The organism is Candidatus Levibacter sp. Uisw_134_01 (genome assembly GCF_047717795.1).
GTDB lineage: Bacteria > Pseudomonadota > Alphaproteobacteria > Puniceispirillales > Marisalimonadaceae > Marisalimonas.
On the sequence record NZ_CP159808.1, the window covers coordinates 300,479 to 319,605 of the forward strand.

Below are 19,127 nucleotides of genomic sequence, written 5' to 3' on the forward strand. Positions count from 1 at the left end.
AAAGGTTAAATGATGACGGTTATAATGGTTTTAGGAGTAATGTTTGCTCTTTTATTAGCAGGGTTACCAGTAGCTTTCTCATTAGGTGTTCTAGGGCTTGGAATGCTTGTAATTGGAGGCTTTTCTCCGTTAATGGCACCACAAGCGATTCTATCAACTTTAGATGGGTTCATATTGCTTGCAGTACCGCTTTTTCTTTTAATGAGCAATATTCTTCTAAGAGGTGGTTGCGGAAAAGATTTGTTTTCTGCTGTTCAAGCATGGGTTGGTCATTGGCCAGGAGGCCTTGCTGTTGCAACAATTGTATCGTGTGGAATTTTCGCAGCTATTTCTGGTGTATCAGTTGCAACTGCTGCAACAATAGGAGTAGTTGCCATACCTGAAATGATAAAAAGAGGTTATAATAAAAATTTTGTATATGGACTTTTAGCTGCAGGAGGTACATTGGGTATTTTAATCCCTCCTAGTTTGCCTATGATTGTGTACGGATTTGTAACTGAAGAATCTGTTATATCATTATTCCTTGCGGGCATAGGACCTGGTATTTTCTTAATAAGTTTGTTTATTATTTTTTCCATTATCTATTCTAAATTTTTTGGAGGTTATAAGCCGGTACCAGCAGCTAGTTGGGAAGATAGAAAAAAACATTCTATAAAAGTTTTGCCTACTATAATGTTAGCTGTCCTAATATTAGGAGGAATTTATACGGGAGTTTTTACACCAACTGAAGCGGCAGCCGTTGGTTTTTCTTTAGCTTTGTTTTTAACAACAATATTATTAAGATCCTTAACGTTTGATGATTTTAAAAAAGCTTTGTTTGAATCAATGGTCACAACCGCGGCAATCTTAGTAATAATTGCTGGCGCAAAAATCTTTGGTAAAGCAATAGCTCTTTATAGAATTCCTCAAGATATCTCAATGTTTATTGAGGCTACAATTCAAAGTAAAGCAATTTTTATGATTACTGTTTGCTTAATCCTGGTTGCGATGGGATTAGTTTTTGAAACATTATCTATGGTCTTGATAATGGTGCCTGTTTTGTTGCCAGCTGCAATGAGTATGGGTGTAGACCCTATTTGGTTTGGAATCTTTATGGTTATAATGGTTGAATGTGCCTTGATAACGCCCCCCGTAGGGTTAAACCTTTATGTAATACAATCAGTTGCAAAAACACAATTAGGAGAAGTTGCAAAAGGTGTTATTCCTTTTTTAATAATGATGATTTTTACTGTTTTCATTATGTATATTTGGCCAGATTTAGCCTTATTTATACCTTTTAAATTATAAGTTTTTATGAAAGAATAATTGAATATTTTAGGATTAAATACGATGTCACAAAAAAAGATAAATTTAAAAGAAAGCCAAACAGATAGATTAAGATCTCTTTTAAATAATAAAGAATTTATTCCCATTCCCTCATGTTTTGATGCTTTGTCAGCTAAGTTAATTCAACAAGCAAATTTTGATGTAACTTTTATGTCTGGTTTTGCTGCTTCTGCTTCAAGAATAGGTTCTCCAGATCTTGGTCTTATGACTTTCTCAGAGGTTTTTGATCAAGCAAATAACATATGTAATGCTATCGATATACCTATGATTGTTGATGGAGATACAGGTTATGGAAACGCTATGAATGTTAGACGAACTTTGAAGGAATGCTCCAAAGCTGGTTGTGCAGGCATTCTAATAGAAGATCAATTGGCACCTAAGAGATGTGGTCATACACCTGGGAAAGATGTTGTTGAAAGAGAAGAAGCATTTGACAGGATAAGAGCTGCAAATGATATGAGAAATGAAGGGTATGATATCTTAATAATGGCCCGAACAGATGCAAATCATACGCATGGTTTAAGTGAAGCTATTGCCAGAGCACAAAAATTCTATGAATTAGGAGCTGATATCTTATTTGTAGAAGCTCCAAAAGATAAAGAAGAAATGACAACTATCTGTAAAGAAGTTCCAGGATATAAAATTGCTAACATTGTTGAAGGAGGTATTACACCTAATTTGCCAATGAAAGAGTTAACTGAAATTGGCTATAAGCTAGCTGTTTATCCTTTAACTGTTATGAGCGCAGCAATGAAAGCTATGACTAGTTCCCTGAATCTTTTATTTAAGGATGAAGATAGATCAGACTTATTATTAAACTTTAAAGATCTCAGACAAAGAGTTGGTTTTGATGATTATTACGAAATATCAAGTAAATATGAAACTTCAAAAAGAAGTTAACTTAGTTAAGTTAAGGAGTGTCTAATGAAAAGTTATCAGGTTGTTGATTTTGGTAAGCCACTAGAATTAAGAGAATATGAAAACCCTCAACCCAAGGGTAGTGAGATACTTGTAAAAATTTCAGCCTGTGGAGTTTGTCATAGTGATCTTCATTTAGCTGATGGTTATTTTGATTTGGGAGATGGTAATAGAATTACTCTAGCAGATAGGGGTACTAAATTACCTTTTACACCAGGTCATGAAATAACCGGTACTGTTGTTGCAATTGGTGAAGATGCCAAAGATGTTAAACTAGGAGACACTGGAATTGTTTTTCCTTGGATAGGATGTGGAGTTTGTGAGGCCTGCGTTGAAGGTAACGAAACTTTATGTGAGGCGCCAAAATATCTAGGTGCAAGACTTAATGGTGGTTATTCAGATCATATAATAGTGCCAGATAGTAAATATCTAGTTTCTTACGGATCTATGGACCCAGCTACTGCAGCCCCTTACGCATGCTCAGGATTGACTGCTTTTAGTGCATTAAAAAAAATACCAGTTGCTTCCTCAAATGATTGGATAGTTATTATTGGTGCTGGTGGAGTTGGTATCAATGGTATTTTATTGTCTCCTGCTATTCATAAAGCAAAAATTTTAGTTATAGATAATGATCCAGAAAAACGCCAAAAGGCAATTGAGGCGGGCGCGGAAAAGGCTTTTTCGCCAGACGATAAAGAAGAGATAAGGAATGTTTTAGGGATAGGTGCTAAGGCTGCAATTGATTTTGTAGGAAGACCAGAAACTACAGATTTTGGGTTGTCACTAGTTAAAAAAGGTGGGATTGTTATTGTGGTTGGTCTTTATGGTGGGTCATTAAAATTGTCTCTTCCATTAGTCCCGATGAGATCTGTTACTCTTAGAGGTTCGTACGTTGGTGAGTTGAGAGAATTAAAAGAACTAGTAGAAGTAATTAAGCAAGGTAATACAAAGCTTATATCTGTAAAAAAACAAGCTTTAGAAACTGCTAATCAAGCAATGTCAGATTTAAGAGCAGGTAAAGTAAACGGACGAATTGTTTTAATACCAAATTAATCGCTAACTTAAAGCAAAAACAAATAAGAAATATGAGAAAAATGATGAATTCAGAAAAAAATAAAAATCACCACCATGATCACGACCACGATCATAAACATGACGATGCACACTCACATTTGCCCTCAGATCCAGAATTAAGAGTTAAAGCAATTGAAACACTTCTTTTGAGAAAAGGGTTGATAGATTCTGAAACTTTAGATGAACTAATAGATACATATGAAAACAAGATTGGTCCTCAAAATGGTGCTAAGGTAGTCGCTAAAGCTTGGGTAGATGAAAGTTATAAAAAAAGATTACTTGAAGATGCTACTGCAGCTATTAGAGAATTAAGTTATCAAGGTAGACAAGGTGAGAACATGGTTGTGGTTGAAAACACCCCAGATATTCATAACGTTGTAGTCTGTACTTTATGCAGTTGCTATCCTTGGCCGGTTTTAGGTATTCCACCAACGTGGTATAAGAGTGACGAATATAGATCTAGAACGGTTAGAGAGCCAAGAAAGGTACTGTCTGAATTTGGGGTAAATGTTGACCCTAAAGTAAAAGTAAAGGTATGGGACTCTACAGCTGAACTAAGATATTTAGTTTTGCCAATGAGGCCAAAGGGTACAGATCATCTTAATGAAAATGAATTAGCTGAATTAGTTACTCGTAATTCTATGATTGGAACAGGTTTACCTGAGAATGCAAAATGAGTAGACTTCATGATATGGGTGGACGTTTTGGTGACGGGCCAATTCCTATACCTAGAAAAAAAAATAATGAAATTGATAATCACGAACCTACGTTTAAATACGATTGGCATGCAAAAGCATGGGCAATTACTTTAGCTGCAGGCGCCTTAGGGGAATGGAATCTTGATATAAGTAGGCATTATAGAGAATGCTTGCCACCTAAAGATTACATGAATTATTCATATTACGAAAAATGGTTAGCCGCACTTACTAATCTATTAGTCGACAAGAACCTAGTTTCACTTGAGGAACTAAAAAAAGTTATAGATTTAGTCGAAAAGAAGGGTTTAAACTTTGATGCTAATAAAAGCGAGAAGTTAGATAAAAGGACATGGTTAGCTAAGGATGTTCAAAAGACGCTAGGTTGGGGTGGACCTTCAATAAGAGAAATTAATGTTAGTCCAATTTACAAAATTAATGAAAAAGTAGTTGCGGTTAAGTATAGTCCAAACGAAGACGTAAATGGAGGACATACTCGCCTTCCATCGTATGTTATGGGAAGGGAAGGTATTATTTATTCTTATAATGGTTCACATGTATTCCCAGATAAAAATGCGCATGCTAAGGGAGAGAATCCACTACCACTATACACAGTTGAATTTAAAGCGTCAGAGTTATGGGGTGTTTCAGCTGAAGACAATAATGATAGTATATATTTAGATTTGTGGGAGCCATATTTAAGAAGTAAAAAAACTTAAGCTTTTTTGAGAAAAATTATGAATAACCAATCAAACTTTAATCTACCTTTCACTAATTTAATTGAAGATCAAATAACTTTTCAAAATCCGTGGCATGGACAGGTTTTTGCTATAACTGTTCAATTATCAGAAAATGGGAATTTTTCATGGACAGAGTTTGTAGAAGTTTTTGGAAATTCTCTTAAAGAAGCAAGGTTAAAATTAAGTAATTTAAACGGTAATGATGATTATTTTAATTGTTGGTTAACAGCTCTTGAAAAAATGATTATTGTTAAAAAATTAGGTAATTTAGATATATTGTCCTTGTTGAAGGACGATTGGACCAACGCTTATTTGTCGACACCTCATGGAAAACCAGTGAAGATTAAAAATAGGAGTGTTTAAATGTCAATCAAATCCAAGGCTGCAGTAATAAGGGATAATAAATTAGCTCAACCTTATAAAACCTCAAAGCCGTTATCAATTGAAGAAATAATAATATCTCCCCCACTAGAAAATGAGGTTCTTGTTCAAGTAAAAGGAGCAGGGCTTTGCCATTCAGATCTTTCAGTAATTAATGGCTCAAGAGTTATGCCATTACCATTAGTTATCGGCCACGAAGGTGCAGGTGAAGTTGTTGAAGTTGGGAGTGCAGTTAAAGATATAAAAATAGGAGACCATGTTTCTTTTCAATTTTCTCCTTCTTGCGGTCGTTGCCGGCGTTGTCTTGAAGGAAGACCTCAAGTATGCGAACTTGCGGCGGCTACTAAAGGAAAAGGGCAATTAATGTCTGGGGGTAGTAGGCTTTCTGATTTAGATGGTAATGTGTTAAATCACCATACAGGTGTTTCTTGCATGTCTCAATATAGCGTTGTTGATAGGGGGTCGGTGGTAGTAATTGATAAGTCAGTAAATATTCAAGATGCAGCTCTATTTGGGTGTGCTGTGATGACTGGAGTTGGGGCTGTTATTAATACTGCAAGAATAAGACCTGGAGATTCTGTTGCCATTATTGGTTTAGGTGGTGTTGGTTTAAATGGAATCATCGGAGCAAAACTAGGGGGTGCTGAAACTATCATAGCTGTTGATATTGATCCATCCAAGTTTATTCGTGCAAAAGAACTCGGAGCAACTCATTGTTTTGATAGTAGAAACAACGACACTATTGAAGAAATTAGAGAGTTGACAAAGGGAGGAGTTGATTTTGCAATTGACTTGGCAGGAGTCATTCCAGCAATGAACACAGCGTATGAACTTATTCGATATGGAGGCGCAGTTGTAACGGCTGGTTTATCTCCAATTAATACACAATTTAGTTTTAATCATAGTGATTTAGTCGCTCAGGAAAAATCAATATTAGGAAGCTATATGGGTTCGTGTGTTCCAGTTAGGGATGTTCCAAGGTTTTTAAACTTATTTCAACAAGGACGTTTACCTGTAGATAAATTGATAGATGGAAAAATAACTTTTGACGATTTAAATGAAGGTTTTGATAAACTATCAAATGGCGAAGTTGTTAGACAGATCTTGATGCCAAACGCATAAAAACTATTTTAATTAAATCATTTTCCAGTTTTTATAAAAAATACTTCTAGTGTTTTTTAGTAGAAAGCCAACACCTGACAAAATTAATTTCATAATATTTTCAAAATACGATGGTCTTATAATATCTATAAATGCGCAATATCTTAGGTCATCCTCTTCGTTAAAACTCTGATGAATTAACGTGTCATCGAATATAAATAAGGGGTTATATTTCCATTTATTAATTCTTCCATCAGCTTCTATGAAAGAACCTTCATTTTGTACCTTATTGAAATTATATAATATGCGATAAGTTATTCTTAAGGGGCCGAAATGTCTAGATGTAGAAGTTTTTTCTCTAAATAAAGAAACACCAATGGTTTTTATGTACTTATAATCTTTGTTAAAATCTACAATTGTTTCGTCTAATTTATAACCATACCATTGATAAAATAACATTGACCGGTTGTCGCCAACAGCATCTTCAAACCTTTTTCCAATGTCTTTGGATTTCTTATCAAAAAGAGAGATTATATCATTGACTTCATCTTGGTGTTCTTTTGGGAGGTCCTCAACTTTAAAGGTATGAAGGTTTCTAAGTGACAATAAATCAGAAAACAAATTTAAAGGAGAGAGAATAAAAGTTAGAAAGCCTTTTCCGCAGAAATATTCTTTTAATAATTTTAAATTCATAGTTTTATGTCTGGAAACATCTATTAGTCCGCATAATATCCATACTGGAAAAATTGACCATATTCCAATATTTATTGATAAAATGTATGAGCTAATAATTAAGAGAATAAGTAATATTAATTTAAATATAGTATCCATTTTATACTTCAAAATCTTGAATTAAATTCTAACCTTAATCTATAATTTAACAACAAATCTATCAACTTTTTTTTAGATTGATTGAGTAAAATATAAATTAAGTTTATAATATTATTGAATATTTAATAAAAGGAAGTGAAACATGCCTAGTTTTGACATTGTAAGTAAAATTGATATGCCATCAGTTCAAAATGCTTTGGATGGGGTAAGAAAAGAAATAAATACAAGGTATGATTTTAAGGGTAGTAACTGTGAAGTTGAACAACAAGAAGATAAAATCATTATTAAAGCTGACGATGAGTTAAAAAGAAAACAAGTAGAAGAACTTCTTATTACTTACTTAACCAGAAAAAAGGTGGATACTGGTGCTTTAGAATTTGACAAACCAGAAGCAGCCTCTGGAAATTCAATAAGACAAGAAGTCCTTGTTAAACAAGGTATTGATAGAGAAACAGCCCAAAAAATTGTTAAAGTCATCAAACAGTCTAAAAGTAAAACACAGACTGCTATTCAAGGTGACGAAGTAAGGGTATCTGGAAAGAAAAGAGATGATCTTCAAGAAGCTATCAAATTAATCAAAGACTTAAATTTGAAACATCCATTGCAATATGAGAATTTTAGAGACTAAAGCTTTACTATTTCAGCTCTTTTATCTCTTTCATTCCATTTTGAGGCATTAATTGAAGAGTAAAATTCAGAAAGATGAAGATTAAATAATGCAGGCTCTTCTAGATTAATTGTATGACCTGTTTTAGGAACTATTAATAATCCAGAGGTTTTAATAGTTCTTTTTAGAAACAAACCTACTTCAAGACACATGTCGTCTTCATCACCATTAATTATTAAAGTTGGGCTATTAATACTAGAAATTTCTTTTTCTAGCTCATATAAATTAGGCCTCTTATTTTGAACGCCTAAAAGAGTGTTTGCAGATCCCACTGCATCATGTTTGACTAATTGATCATTGAATAATTGCCAGCCCTTCGGGTCTTTATTTTGAAATTGGACTCTTGATGGGCCTAAGGCGTATTCTGATCCTACAACTTCCATACCTTTGTTGATAATATTTTGAGCAGTGTCAAATGAAACATTTGTAAAATCAGCATCTTGATTATATGTAGTTTTCTCAATTGGGATTGCTCCATAACCGCAACCAGCTATTACTAAACTTCTCACTCGATGGGGTGCTTGAATACCTAAATGAAGTGTTGCAAAGCCTCCCATAGATAGACCAACTATGTGTGCTTTTTCAATTTTCAAGTTATCCATCAGGCTTATTATATCTTGCCATGCTCTTTCTTGACTGTATTTAATTTCATCTTGTGGAGTATCAGAGGGATGATAGCCTCTGGCACAATATGTTATACACTGATTATATCTAGAAAAATAATTAACCTGAGGTGCCCAGCTTCGATAATCACCGGCAAACTCATGAACAAATATTATTGGTTCACCTGTTCCATTGGTTTCATAAAATAAATTTACATTATCATCAGTTTTTATAAATGACATTTGTTTCTCCCAAACATAATTACATAAAATTAGTTATAAATATTGTCATCCTAAATTTATTTCGACCTGCTATAATAGCACTTTCTATAACATTAGATTAGCATTAACAACGTGTAGATGTCTTGCAAAAATTGGAACCTCTATATCGTATTTCTTAAATTTTTTCTATAATGATAGCACTTCCTTGTCCAACTCCTACGCACATAGTGCAAAGTGCATATCGTTTATTTGACTCAATTAATTCTTGAGCAGCTGTCAAAACTAATCTTGTTCCCGACATACCAAGAGGATGGCCTAGTGCAATTGCTCCACCGTTTGGGTTTACTCTTTCGTCATTATCTTGAACTCCTAATGATCTTAGGCTTGCTAACCCTTGAGCAGCAAATGCTTCATTAATCTCAATAACATCTATATCTTGCATTTTTAGACCTGCAAGTTTTAGTGCTTTTAACGATGCTGGAACTGGTCCAATACCCATAAATGCAGGTTCAACCCCAGAACTGGCGGCCGAAATAATTCGTGCTCTAGGTACTAAATGATTTCTTTTTACACCTAAATCACTGGCTATTATAAGTGCTGCTGACCCATCATTAACCCCACTTGCATTTCCAGCAGTAACGGATCCATCTTTACGAAAAGGAGATGGAAGTGCTGCCAATTTTTCAATAGAAGTTGATCTTGGATGCTCGTCTTTATCAAAAATAATAGGATCACCTTTTTTTTGAGGAATGACAACGGGTGTTATTTCTTTAGATAACCTTCCATTAGCTATAGATTTAATAGCTTTTTCTTGACTCGCAAGTGCCATTTTATCTTGGTCGTCTCTATTAATTTGATATTTTTCTGCTACATTTTCTGCTGTTTCTGGCATTGAATCAATCCCAAATGTAGCTTTCATTTTAGGGTTCACAAATCGCCAGCCTATTGTTGTATCATAAATTTCTGCATTTCTTGAAAAAGGGGTAGTAGCTTTTGGCATGACAAAAGGTGCTCTGCTCATACTCTCTGCACCTCCAGCAATAGTAAAATTAGCCTCATTTGACTTGATCATTCTTGATGCATTGGTAATTGCCTCCATACCTGATGCGCACAATCTGTTAAGTGTAATTCCTGGGACTGTATGTGGAAGGTTTGCCAAAAGAAGTGCCATTCTTGCAATGTTACGGTTATCTTCGCCAGCTTGGTTTGCATTGCCAAAAAAAACTTCTTCTAAGCTGTCCCAATCTGCTTTGGCTAAATTTTCTTTTAGTGAGATTAAAGGAAGTGATGCAAGATCATCGGTTCTAATTGAAGACAGGCTTCCACCAAATCGTCCAATAGGAGTTCTTGTTCCTTCACAGATAAAAGCTTCTGACATTAAAAATCTCCAAAATTAAAAAAAGTTAATAAGAAAAATTTGTATAAATTGGTGTTTGATTAAGGTCCCATAAATTATATTTTTTCATTATAGATGAAAATTCATTACTATCAATAAATTGAAATAGCCATTTTTTTAAAAATATTAAGTCTAATGCATCAAACCATAGTTCATCAACATTCCTAAATTGTCTAATAAATGGCAAAATTGCATAATCTAGCATGCTTAAATGTGAGCAATTAAGAGCGTTATTTTTTTTTAATAAATCATTTAAATAATTAAGAAATTTTAAATTCTTATCTCTATGAAAATCTTTATTATCACTTTTATATCTATTTGGATATTTATATTTATCCAAGTTTTTTTTGAAATCACACTCAAGCGTAATTAGAATTTTATCTATTTCAATTTGATTAAGTTGACCCTCAGCCAACCAATTTTTAGGATCATTAGTCTTTAACGCCCACTTAATAATGTCTATACTCTCGTCTAAAACTTTTTCAGAGTTTAATATTAATACTGGCACTGTTCCTTTTTGTGAAAACTGTATAAATTCTTTAGGTTTATTCTGTAGTTTTATTTCTCTTATTTCAACTATTATACCAGATGATTGTAATGCTAGTCTTGCACGCATTGCATAAGGACATCTCCTAAATGAATATAAGATCGGGAAGTTATTTTTAATCATACTAATAATTTAATTGTAAATTAAAAAATATAAAGATTAATTTTTTATATTCCTATTTGTCTATTAACACTTCATTTGTTAATTTGTCAGCCATTTGATCTACCTCGTCATTAATATGATCGCTTATATGTCCCTGTTTTGTGAGTTGATATATAGTATTCCAAAGTGAAGGAGGATAATTTTGTCGTATATTTTTAATCATATGAAGTATGTGTTTTTCTTCATAAATATTATCTTCTTTTGACTTCCTTACTCTATCAAGTGGAAAGGGAACTATTTGTGCCATTACTATATCTCCTGTTATAAATAGAGTTTGCAAATAGCTTGCCGATTTTAAAAAATATTAAATTTTTTTAATATTTATTTAATATTTAATGTATAACAAGGCTATTAATAAACAAAGGTCCAGTATGAGTGGTTTAGAATTTTTAAGATCAACTAAAATAGTTTCGACTGTTGGAACTGCAACCGATGGTACGTCTAAACTTAAATCTTTAATCAAAGCGGGCGTTAATGTTTTTCGCCTTAACTTTAGTCACGGTAATCATGGTGACCATTTAAAAAGAATTACAAATATAAGATCAGTCGCAAATGAGGTGGGTTGTAATGTTGCAATTCTTGCAGATCTTCAAGGGCCAAAATTTAGAATTGGAGAAGTGAAATCTGATATTAAAGTTATTAAAGGTAATAATTATATTTTTGATAAAAATGCTGAAATAGGAGACTTTAGTAGGGTCAACTTATCGCATGATGAAATTTATGAAAGTTTATCTATAGGTTCTAATATTTTAATGGATGACGGTAAACTTCAATTTGTAGTTAAAAAAATATCAAAAGATAAAATAAATACAGAAGTAGTAGTTGGCGGCTACATAAAAAGTAATAAAGGTATAAATCTACCTGATGTAGTTATAAACACAAATCCACTTACTCCTAAAGATATAGAGGACCTTAAATTTATTTTAAATCAAGATGTTGATTGGATAGCTCTTTCGTTTGTTCAAAAGTTAAGTGATGTAGAAGAAGTTAAAAAATATATAGGCGATAAAGCAGGCGTTATAGCAAAGATAGAAAAACCATCAGCGCTTAAGGAATTAAAAAGCATAATAGGTGCCTGTGAGGGTATAATGGTAGCTCGAGGAGATTTAGGCGTAGAATTACCTCCAGAAGAAGTTCCGGGAATACAAAAGGACATTATACTTGAATGTAGACAAGCTGGAAAACCTGTTATAGTAGCTACCCAGATGCTCGAGTCTATGATTGATTCGCCTTCACCAACTAGGGCAGAAGCATCAGATGTTGCAACGGCTGTGTTCGATGGAGCTGATGCTGTAATGCTCTCTGCAGAAACAGCAGTAGGATTGTTCCCTACTGAAGCAGTCACTATAATGGATAGAATAATTTGTTCTGCAGAAAAACATATTAAAAGTCATCGTGGAGACGGGCCTCAAAATTTAAAGGTAGAAAACTTTGTTTATAATGCAGTTTCTCATTCTGCAGTCAGTTTAGCAGAGTCAGTGAAAGCTAAAGCTGTTGTTGCTTTCACTGCATCTGGTAACACAGCCTATAGAATGGCTAGAGAACGTCCAAATTTATTACTAGTGGTAATGACACCTGATGAAAAAGTAAAAAGGAGATTATCTCTTTTATGGGGTGCTTACTCGTTCTTCAGTAAAGTTCAAGGTTATGAAGCTGCAATCGAAGAAGCTAGACAAATTATAAGAAAACAAAAATTTGCTAAAAATGGCGATGCTATTGTAGTTGTAGCTGGAATGCCCTTTGGAATATCTGGTTCAACAAATTCAATAAGAGTAGTTGATATTTAAAGAGTTATTTTTTGCCCAACTTTACTGTCACCATTTTATCAGGATTGCTTGGGGGCTCTCCTATAGCTAATTTTTCTACAGCATCCATTCCAGATACAACTTGTCCCCAAACTGTATATTGACCGGTAAGATGACTGCAACCGTCAAAACATATAAAAAATTGACTGTCACCGCTATCAGGGTTCATGGATCTAGCCATTCCCACTGTTCCGTATTTATACTCATAGTCTGAAAATTCAGCTTTTAAATTTTTTCCAGAGCCACCTGTTCCAACTCCGTCAGGGTCACCAGTTTGAGCCATGAATCCTTCTATAACTCTATGAAATATTATTCCATCGTAGAATTTATCCTTAACCAATTCTTTAATTCTTTTAACGTGATTTGGTGCAATTTTAGGCAATGTTTCTATAACAACTTTACCTTGAGATGTTTCAATTGTTATAAACTTACTTGTACTTGCTGATGCTTTTTTAACTGGTTTAGCCATTGTTACACACATTACCCCTAGAACTATAATTAATAAATTTTTAAACATACGAATACTTTCATTTGATTATTAATGACTAGATATAAAGTTACTGTAATTAAAATCAATATTTTTTTTATATGAGTGCATCAATCTGTTCATCAGACAAGTTTCCTGGAACTATAGTTATAGGAACTCTACATTCATTGCTTCCTTTATTAATAATATAGTTAATTAATGGACCTGGGTTTCCGTGTTCTGTAGATACGCCTAAAACAAGGACTCTAATTGATTCTTCACTGTCAATTAAATTGAATAACTCTTCATGAACGGTGCCTTTCCTAACAAACGTTCTTGGCTTAGGAGCGCCTAATTTTTCACAATAATTACTTAGCTTTTCAAGTAAAATCTTACTGGCTTGTTCAGTTTCAGCTTCCATAATTTCTGAAACTCCGCCCCACAACTGACCTTCAACAGGCTCAATACATCTAAATAATGCGATTTCACCACCAGCTGTGGCCGCACGTCTTGCCGCGTAATATAAAGCTTGATGTAATTCTTTACTATCATCAGCTACAACTAAAAATAACCTATTGCTCGGTTTTAAAGCCTTTGGTTTAACAGTTCTTTTTTTATTCATTATGTCCTCTTTAAACTTTTCTGAATACTAAATTAGTTCCCCAACCAATAAATACAGCCAATAGAACTGCTAAAATTCCATATAATGTTGAATAATTTTGGGCAATGTTATAAATCTCTGCACTGAAACCTGATTTTGACACGTTAATATTGCTAGTTTCTTTTGAAATAAGTTTACTATTTCGGTAATGTAATATTTTTACTTCAAACTTACCAGTTGTAACATTCGAAGGCAGTGACAAATAAGATCTAAATAGTGAATTCTTTATTAGAGACACTGAATTTTCATTTACACTCCATAATTTAGATTTAAGCATATTTCTAGTGAGAGCCTCTCTCCATTCTTGTTCGTTATTAATTGGTTTACCAGGCTGAATTCTGACATTTAAATTATTTAAACCAATTTCTGAAATTTTTTGAGTCTTTTGATTTAAAATTTTATCAATGTCTCTATTTGAAGAAATACTTAAATATTTTGGGGCATTAATATAATTAACCTTTTTAGTATTTACCCAAACTCCTAGAACATTTCCTTTTTTTTGGATAGTTGCAAGACCTTTAGGTCCAGTGACAACAACTATGATATCGTCACCTTTTCGGCCATCATAAGCTCCAAATAAAAGAATTTTAGCTCCAAGAAAATCCGTAGAAATTTCAACATTTTCTTGAGAAAGATCTGCTACTATTTGGTTTTGAGCTTTAACGTTAAAAGATAATATAATTAAAAAAAATAAAATATGAATTAGTAAATAAAACTTCATTTTTAACTACCTTCTAATAATAATAGAAAAAAGATCAGATGGAATGGTTATTAATTCAGTTAAAATTTTCAAACTTACTAAAATAATAATTGATGAGAGTATAAGTCTTAGATGTTCACCCTTGAGTACATTTGTAAATTTTGCTCCAATTTGTACTCCAGCTACAGAACCTAATAATAATAAAGTAGCTAAGACTATGTCGACTGTTTGATTTTGTGATGCTTGAAGAACTGTAGTATTTGCAGCAACAAATATTATCTGAAACAGCGACGTGCCAACAACTAAAGACGTTGGCATCCCTAAAAGATATATCATTGCAGGTACAATAATAAACCCACCACCAATTCCCATTATAGCCGCTAACACTCCAACAATTACGCCTATTAAAATAGGTAGTAAAATAGAAATATATAGTTTTGATTTTCTAAATCTAGTTTTAAATGGTAATCCATGAAGCCAATTATGCTGATGAAGTTTGCCTCTAGAGATTTTTCCTTTTCTCTTTCTCAAAATCAACCTTAATGATTCAGTGAACATCATACTTCCTATCAAAGATAAAAAAATGACATAAGATAACTTTATGACCAGATCTAATTGACCTATTTTGTCTAAAAAATTAAATAAAATAACTCCTATGGACGAGCCTAAAACTCCCCCCAAAAGTAAAACAGTCCCCATCTTAAAATCAACATTACCTCTTTTCCAGTGAGACAAGACCCCAGAAACTGATGGAGCTACTAATTGATTAGCAACAGATGCAACTGCAACAGGTGGTGGGATTCCAAGAAACATCATAATAGGGGTTAATAAGAAACCTCCACCTACTCCCACTAAACCCATTATAAAACCAATGATTAATCCCACTCCTATTATCACTAAGGAATGAATTGGTTGTTCAGCTATTGGAAGGTAAATATACATTAAATTTTCATAATTGTTTGTTTGATTATGATAGTACATTATTTATAATTTAAAAATAATTATTTAGAGCAAAGTTAATGGTAAATTTAATATCAACAAATAACCTTTTAGATTGTATAAAAAATGTAAGAGATGCAGGAGATACTAATCGGCCAATTTCAGGGTATTCTGAGGCAAGTATACTAGTGATTTTTATAAATAATTATGACAAACACGAGAGTTATATTTTATTGACTCAGAGAAAAAATAATTTAAGACAGCATGCTGGACAGATTGCTTTTCCAGGAGGAAAAAAAGAAAATGAGGACAAAACTTTATTAGAAACCGCTGTTAGGGAAACTGAAGAAGAAATAAGTCTTTCGAAAGAAAATTATAATATAATTGGTAATTTTCCAAAATTTTATACTGGAACTGGTTACGTGGTTACTCCTTATATTGCTATGATGAAGGAATTATCAAATTGGAAAAATTCAATAAAGCCAAACGTTGAAGAGGTCAGAAAAATATTCACTCCAAAATCACAGCAATTACTGTTGCCTGATTATCACATTAGAGAAAAACCTCCAATTAAGTCTAGCATGTCAATGACTTGGAGGATAAACTACGAGAATGAAAATATTTGGGGTTTAACTGCTAGAGTTTTAGTCACTTTATCAGCTGGGTTAGGCCTAAGGGAGTTTCCACCATGCGACGATATCTAATTATTTTTCTTGCTATACTATTTTCAATAGGTCTTTATTTTTTAACAAAATATATTTTACAAAGACTTACTAAAACTAATTCAGTTTTTATATCTTCTTTTGTAAGCCTTCTTGGGTTTTGCATCTTTATTTTAATTTCATTTTTATATCTTGAGGGTAACGCAGTTGATCCAAGTTATCTCTATAATCCTCCATCAATTGTTGATGGAAAAATAAAGGATGGTAGTTTTTCTAATTAGAAAATTAAGGATTTACTTATTATAAAACAAAATAAAACTAGTTTCTTTCTAAAAGATAAAAATATTCAAACTATTTTTAATTTAGCAAAAGGTATAGATGCTAAAATATGGGTTGTTGGTGGTGCAATTCGAGATTTTTTTTGTGGTACTGAAGTAAGCGATATAGATTTTGTTACAAGTATGGATATAAATTTATTTGCAAAAAAAATATTAAAAAAAAAAATAAAAATTTATCAGAAAAACATTCAATATAAAACTATTACTATAATACTGGGTAATAATGAATATCAAATTACTAGTTTTAGAAAAGATTTAATTACATTTGGTAGGCAAGCATATGTAAGCTCTGCAGATAGCTTGCATCAAGATTCTTTAAGAAGAGACTTTACAGTGAATGCGTTATATTTAAATGAAAAAGGAAATTTAAGGGATCCTCTTGGAGGGTTAAAGGATATTAAAAATAAAGAGTTAAAATTTATTGGTGATCCTATCAAGAGAATTGAAGAAGATTATCTAAGAGTTCTTAGGTTCTGCAGATTTTTTGCTGCATTCCCAAATAAAAATATTTCGTATCATTTAAAAAACAAAATTTCGTCAAAACTTTATAATATTAGCACATTATCGAATAAAAGAATGAAAGATGAGTTTACAAAAATATTTATGGTTGAAAACTTTAATATTAGTTTGTCTGTTATGTCAGAATTAAAAATAGATAGACATATTTTATTAAATAAGAAAAACGAAATTCAAGAAGGTTTTAAAACAAAAAATTTTTCAACTATTACCTATATCAAATCTTTTGCAATGGATATAATAAATGAAGAAAAACTAGATTTAATTTCTGTCTTTTTGCCTCTCTTATATGGTTTTGATAAACTTGAAAGTATTATTCAAAGATTTGAATTAAATAAAAAAAAAGTCACTTTTAATAAATTTGTATTTTCTTTATTAAAATTTTCTAAATTGTATAATCAAAAAATATTTGAGTCTAAAAATGTTAAAGATAAAAAAATATATATACTAAAATTTATATGGAAGATGAGATGTAGTATTTATCCAAATAACACAACTTTTTTTAAAAATGATAAAATACCGTTTAATTGGTACAAGTTAGCTTTATTTCATATAATTCCTTTGAATAAAATTGATGAAATAGATTTGTGTAATGTAAAGTGGCCAATAATTCCTATTAACAGACATAAAGTTCAAGAGATGTATAGGCAGGATGACTACATTAAAATTAATCAATCAATTAAGATAGCAGAAAAATTTTGGGTAAATAATGATTTTCAAAGTTCTACTAATCAAATCATAATCTTTTTAAAAACAATACAAGATGGCAATGATAAATTATGACAATTAAAATAGAAATGTTAGAAAAATTAAAAATACAAAAATGCTTGGACGACAATCAGTTGCTAGATAACAAAAAAAAGATAGCTAAAGATTGGTTTGCAAATCTTCGAGATGAAATATGCGCATCTTTTGAAAAAATTGAAAACAATCGATCAAGTAAAAAGAAAAATATAAATTTTAATAAAAAGAAATGGGAAAGAAATGGTGGAGGTGGAGGCACTATTTCAGTTATGAAGGGTAATGTTTTTGAAAAAGTTGGAGTGAATATATCCACTGTTCATGGAGAATTTTCTAAAGAATTTCGAGGCCAAATACCCGGTGCTGAAGAAAATGGAAAATTCTGGGCATCAGGTATATCAGTTGTATCACACATGTGTAATCCATTTGTACCAGCCGCACACATGAATACGCGATTATTAGTTACAGGTGAAGGAGATAAAAAAAAGATTTGGTTTGGAGGAGGAGGAGATTTAACACCAATTTTTGAAGATAAAAAAGCATCCAAATTATTTCATAAAAATTTTAAATCAAGTTGTGATAAATACAACTCAAATTATTATCCTAATTTTAAATATTGGTGTGATGAATACTTTTATTTGCCTCATAGACAAGAAGCAAGAGGTATTGGAGGTATTTTTTTTGATTATTTAAATAGTAATAATTGGAATGACGATTTTTCCTTTGTTCAAGATATTGGGAAGACTTTCTTATCCTCTTACTTAGAAATTATTAAAAGTAGAATTGAACATAAATTTTCTCAAAATGATAGAGAGGAGCAACTCGTCAGGAGAGGCAGATATGTTGAATTTAATTTATTATATGATAGGGGTACAATCTTTGGACTAAAAACTGGAGGAAATACTGAAGCAGTTCTGATGAGTTTGCCTCCCAAAGTTAGTTGGATTTAATTCTATTCTAAAAAATAAGTTTAAAAAGTTCTAATTTATTTTCTCTTCTCTAAAAAAAATAAAATTTACACTGAAAAAGACTAGAAATTTTAGTCAACCAGGTTTATATAGATAATATAATATCTCGAGGAAAAAAATGTCTAAAAAATCTAATCCAATAAATGAAAAAGATGATAGTAAAAGAGATTTTCTTGTAGTGTCTACTTACGCATTAGCTGGAGTTGGAGCGGCATCTTTTGTATGGCCATTAATTGATCAGATGAACCCTGCTGCTGACACATTGGCTCTTGCCTCTACAGAAATCGATTTATCATCTTTAGAAGAAGGTCAATCAATTACTGTCAAATGGAGAGGTAAACCTGTTTTTGTTCGTCATAGAACTCCAGATGAAATAAAACAAGCTAAAGAAGTTTTAATTGATGATATGAGAGACCCTCAAGCTGATGCTGATCGTGTAGCTAATGAGAAATATATTGTTTTGGTTGGTGTTTGTACACATTTAGGATGCGTACCTTTAGGGCAGAAAACTGGAGATATTAAAGGACAATATGGAGGTTGGTTTTGCCCATGTCATGGATCTCATTATGACCACTCAGGTAGAATCAGAAAAGGCCCAGCGCCTACTAACTTAGAAGTCCCGTCTTATAAGTTTTTATCTGATACACTCATCAGAATTGGATAGAATAA

At 32.3% G+C, this 19,127-nt stretch carries 23 protein-coding genes; 14 read left to right on the forward strand and 9 right to left on the reverse strand.

Translation table 11 applies throughout. The features are described 5' to 3' along the window. Positions 1-12 precede the first annotated feature (12 nt). The 7 genes from ABXT66_RS01640 to ABXT66_RS01670 are packed head-to-tail and all read left to right on the forward strand — an operon-like array spanning position 13 to position 6,256. Complete coding sequence (locus ABXT66_RS01640) at positions 13-1,287, forward strand: TRAP transporter large permease (RefSeq protein WP_443643927.1); 1,275 nt, start codon at positions 13-15, stop codon at positions 1,285-1,287. 42 nt (positions 1,288-1,329) lie between these two features. Continuing rightward, positions 1,330-2,226, forward strand: a complete 897-nt coding sequence (locus ABXT66_RS01645; protein WP_443643928.1) for an isocitrate lyase/PEP mutase family protein — start codon at positions 1,330-1,332, stop codon at positions 2,224-2,226. Positions 2,227-2,250: 24 nt separating this feature from the next. Continuing rightward, on the forward strand, positions 2,251-3,297 hold the full coding sequence (locus tag ABXT66_RS01650; protein WP_443643929.1) for an alcohol dehydrogenase: 1,047 nt from the start codon (positions 2,251-2,253) through the stop codon (positions 3,295-3,297). Positions 3,298-3,341: 44 nt separating this feature from the next. Then, positions 3,342-3,995: a nitrile hydratase subunit alpha gene (nthA, locus tag ABXT66_RS01655; RefSeq protein WP_443643930.1), complete on the forward strand. Its 654-nt coding sequence runs from the start codon at positions 3,342-3,344 to the stop codon at positions 3,993-3,995. Next, positions 3,992-4,732, forward strand: a complete 741-nt coding sequence (gene nthB / locus ABXT66_RS01660) for a nitrile hydratase subunit beta (RefSeq protein WP_443643931.1) — start codon at positions 3,992-3,994, stop codon at positions 4,730-4,732. The genes nthA and nthB overlap by 4 nt, the downstream gene beginning before the upstream one ends. Positions 4,733-4,750: 18 nt before the next feature. Continuing rightward, a complete protein-coding gene (locus tag ABXT66_RS01665) occupies positions 4,751-5,116 on the forward strand; it encodes a nitrile hydratase accessory protein (RefSeq protein WP_443643932.1) in 366 nt (121 codons plus the stop codon). Continuing rightward, positions 5,117-6,256: a zinc-dependent alcohol dehydrogenase family protein gene (locus tag ABXT66_RS01670; RefSeq protein WP_443643933.1), complete on the forward strand. Its 1,140-nt coding sequence runs from the start codon at positions 5,117-5,119 to the stop codon at positions 6,254-6,256. Positions 6,257-6,268: 12 nt separating this feature from the next. Here ABXT66_RS01670 and ABXT66_RS01675 read toward each other — a convergent pair whose 3' ends face one another. Next, the gene (locus ABXT66_RS01675; RefSeq protein ID WP_443643934.1) at positions 6,269-7,066 is read right to left on the reverse strand and encodes an aspartyl/asparaginyl beta-hydroxylase domain-containing protein; all 798 of its coding nucleotides are present in this window, start codon (positions 7,064-7,066) and stop codon (positions 6,269-6,271) included. A gap of 142 nt (positions 7,067-7,208) precedes the next feature. Here ABXT66_RS01675 and ABXT66_RS01680 point away from each other — a divergent pair, with 142 nt between their 5' ends. Beyond that, positions 7,209-7,694: a YajQ family cyclic di-GMP-binding protein gene (locus ABXT66_RS01680; protein ID WP_443643935.1), complete on the forward strand. Its 486-nt coding sequence runs from the start codon at positions 7,209-7,211 to the stop codon at positions 7,692-7,694. Here ABXT66_RS01680 and ABXT66_RS01685 read toward each other — a convergent pair. From ABXT66_RS01685 to ABXT66_RS01700, 4 genes are all read right to left on the reverse strand, one after another. Next, complete coding sequence (locus tag ABXT66_RS01685; protein WP_443643936.1) at positions 7,691-8,578, reverse strand: alpha/beta fold hydrolase; 888 nt, start codon at positions 8,576-8,578, stop codon at positions 7,691-7,693. The two genes, ABXT66_RS01680 and ABXT66_RS01685, sit on opposite strands and share 4 nt — an antisense overlap. Positions 8,579-8,732: 154 nt before the next feature. Next, positions 8,733-9,935 (reverse strand): 3-oxoadipyl-CoA thiolase, encoded by a 1,203-nt coding sequence (pcaF, locus tag ABXT66_RS01690; protein WP_443643937.1) that lies wholly within the window; start codon positions 9,933-9,935, stop codon positions 8,733-8,735. Between the two features lie 25 nt (positions 9,936-9,960). Continuing rightward, positions 9,961-10,623 (reverse strand): glutathione S-transferase N-terminal domain-containing protein, encoded by a 663-nt coding sequence (locus ABXT66_RS01695; RefSeq protein WP_443643938.1) that lies wholly within the window; start codon positions 10,621-10,623, stop codon positions 9,961-9,963. A gap of 52 nt (positions 10,624-10,675) precedes the next feature. Then, the gene (locus tag ABXT66_RS01700; RefSeq protein ID WP_443643939.1) at positions 10,676-10,909 is read right to left on the reverse strand and encodes a hypothetical protein; all 234 of its coding nucleotides are present in this window, start codon (positions 10,907-10,909) and stop codon (positions 10,676-10,678) included. A gap of 124 nt (positions 10,910-11,033) precedes the next feature. On the opposite strand from ABXT66_RS01700, the gene pyk reads away from it, so the two are divergent. Then, positions 11,034-12,449 (forward strand): pyruvate kinase, encoded by a 1,416-nt coding sequence (gene pyk, locus ABXT66_RS01705; RefSeq protein WP_443643940.1) that lies wholly within the window; start codon positions 11,034-11,036, stop codon positions 12,447-12,449. Between the two features lie 4 nt (positions 12,450-12,453). Here the strand turns inward: pyk and ABXT66_RS01710 are convergent, their stop codons facing one another. The 4 genes from ABXT66_RS01710 to ABXT66_RS01725 form a co-directional block, all read right to left on the reverse strand. Continuing rightward, positions 12,454-12,984: a peptidylprolyl isomerase gene (locus tag ABXT66_RS01710; protein ID WP_443643941.1), complete on the reverse strand. Its 531-nt coding sequence runs from the start codon at positions 12,982-12,984 to the stop codon at positions 12,454-12,456. A gap of 67 nt (positions 12,985-13,051) precedes the next feature. Continuing rightward, positions 13,052-13,555: a universal stress protein gene (locus ABXT66_RS01715; RefSeq protein ID WP_443643942.1), complete on the reverse strand. Its 504-nt coding sequence runs from the start codon at positions 13,553-13,555 to the stop codon at positions 13,052-13,054. A 10-nt stretch (positions 13,556-13,565) separates the two neighbouring features. Next, on the reverse strand, positions 13,566-14,315 hold the full coding sequence (locus ABXT66_RS01720) for a TIGR02186 family protein (protein WP_443643943.1): 750 nt from the start codon (positions 14,313-14,315) through the stop codon (positions 13,566-13,568). A 6-nt stretch (positions 14,316-14,321) separates the two neighbouring features. Next, positions 14,322-15,236 (reverse strand): sulfite exporter TauE/SafE family protein, encoded by a 915-nt coding sequence (locus ABXT66_RS01725; RefSeq protein WP_443643944.1) that lies wholly within the window; start codon positions 15,234-15,236, stop codon positions 14,322-14,324. Positions 15,237-15,313: 77 nt separating this feature from the next. On the opposite strand from ABXT66_RS01725, the gene ABXT66_RS01730 reads away from it, so the two are divergent. From ABXT66_RS01730 to petA, 5 genes are all read left to right on the forward strand, one after another. After that, complete coding sequence (locus ABXT66_RS01730) at positions 15,314-15,937, forward strand: NUDIX hydrolase (RefSeq protein ID WP_443643945.1); 624 nt, start codon at positions 15,314-15,316, stop codon at positions 15,935-15,937. Further along, positions 15,922-16,176: a hypothetical protein gene (locus ABXT66_RS01735; RefSeq protein WP_443643946.1), complete on the forward strand. Its 255-nt coding sequence runs from the start codon at positions 15,922-15,924 to the stop codon at positions 16,174-16,176. Before ABXT66_RS01730 ends, ABXT66_RS01735 begins: the two co-directional genes overlap by 16 nt. Before the next feature lie 162 nt (positions 16,177-16,338). Continuing rightward, complete coding sequence (locus ABXT66_RS01740; protein WP_443644712.1) at positions 16,339-17,532, forward strand: hypothetical protein; 1,194 nt, start codon at positions 16,339-16,341, stop codon at positions 17,530-17,532. Between the two features lie 14 nt (positions 17,533-17,546). Further along, positions 17,547-18,440 (forward strand): oxygen-dependent coproporphyrinogen oxidase, encoded by an 894-nt coding sequence (hemF, locus tag ABXT66_RS01745; protein ID WP_443644713.1) that lies wholly within the window; start codon positions 17,547-17,549, stop codon positions 18,438-18,440. Between the two features lie 136 nt (positions 18,441-18,576). Beyond that, entirely contained in the window at positions 18,577-19,122 is a 546-nt protein-coding gene (gene petA, locus ABXT66_RS01750; protein ID WP_443643947.1) for a ubiquinol-cytochrome c reductase iron-sulfur subunit, read from the forward strand. The last annotated feature ends 5 nt before the right edge of the window (positions 19,123-19,127 follow it).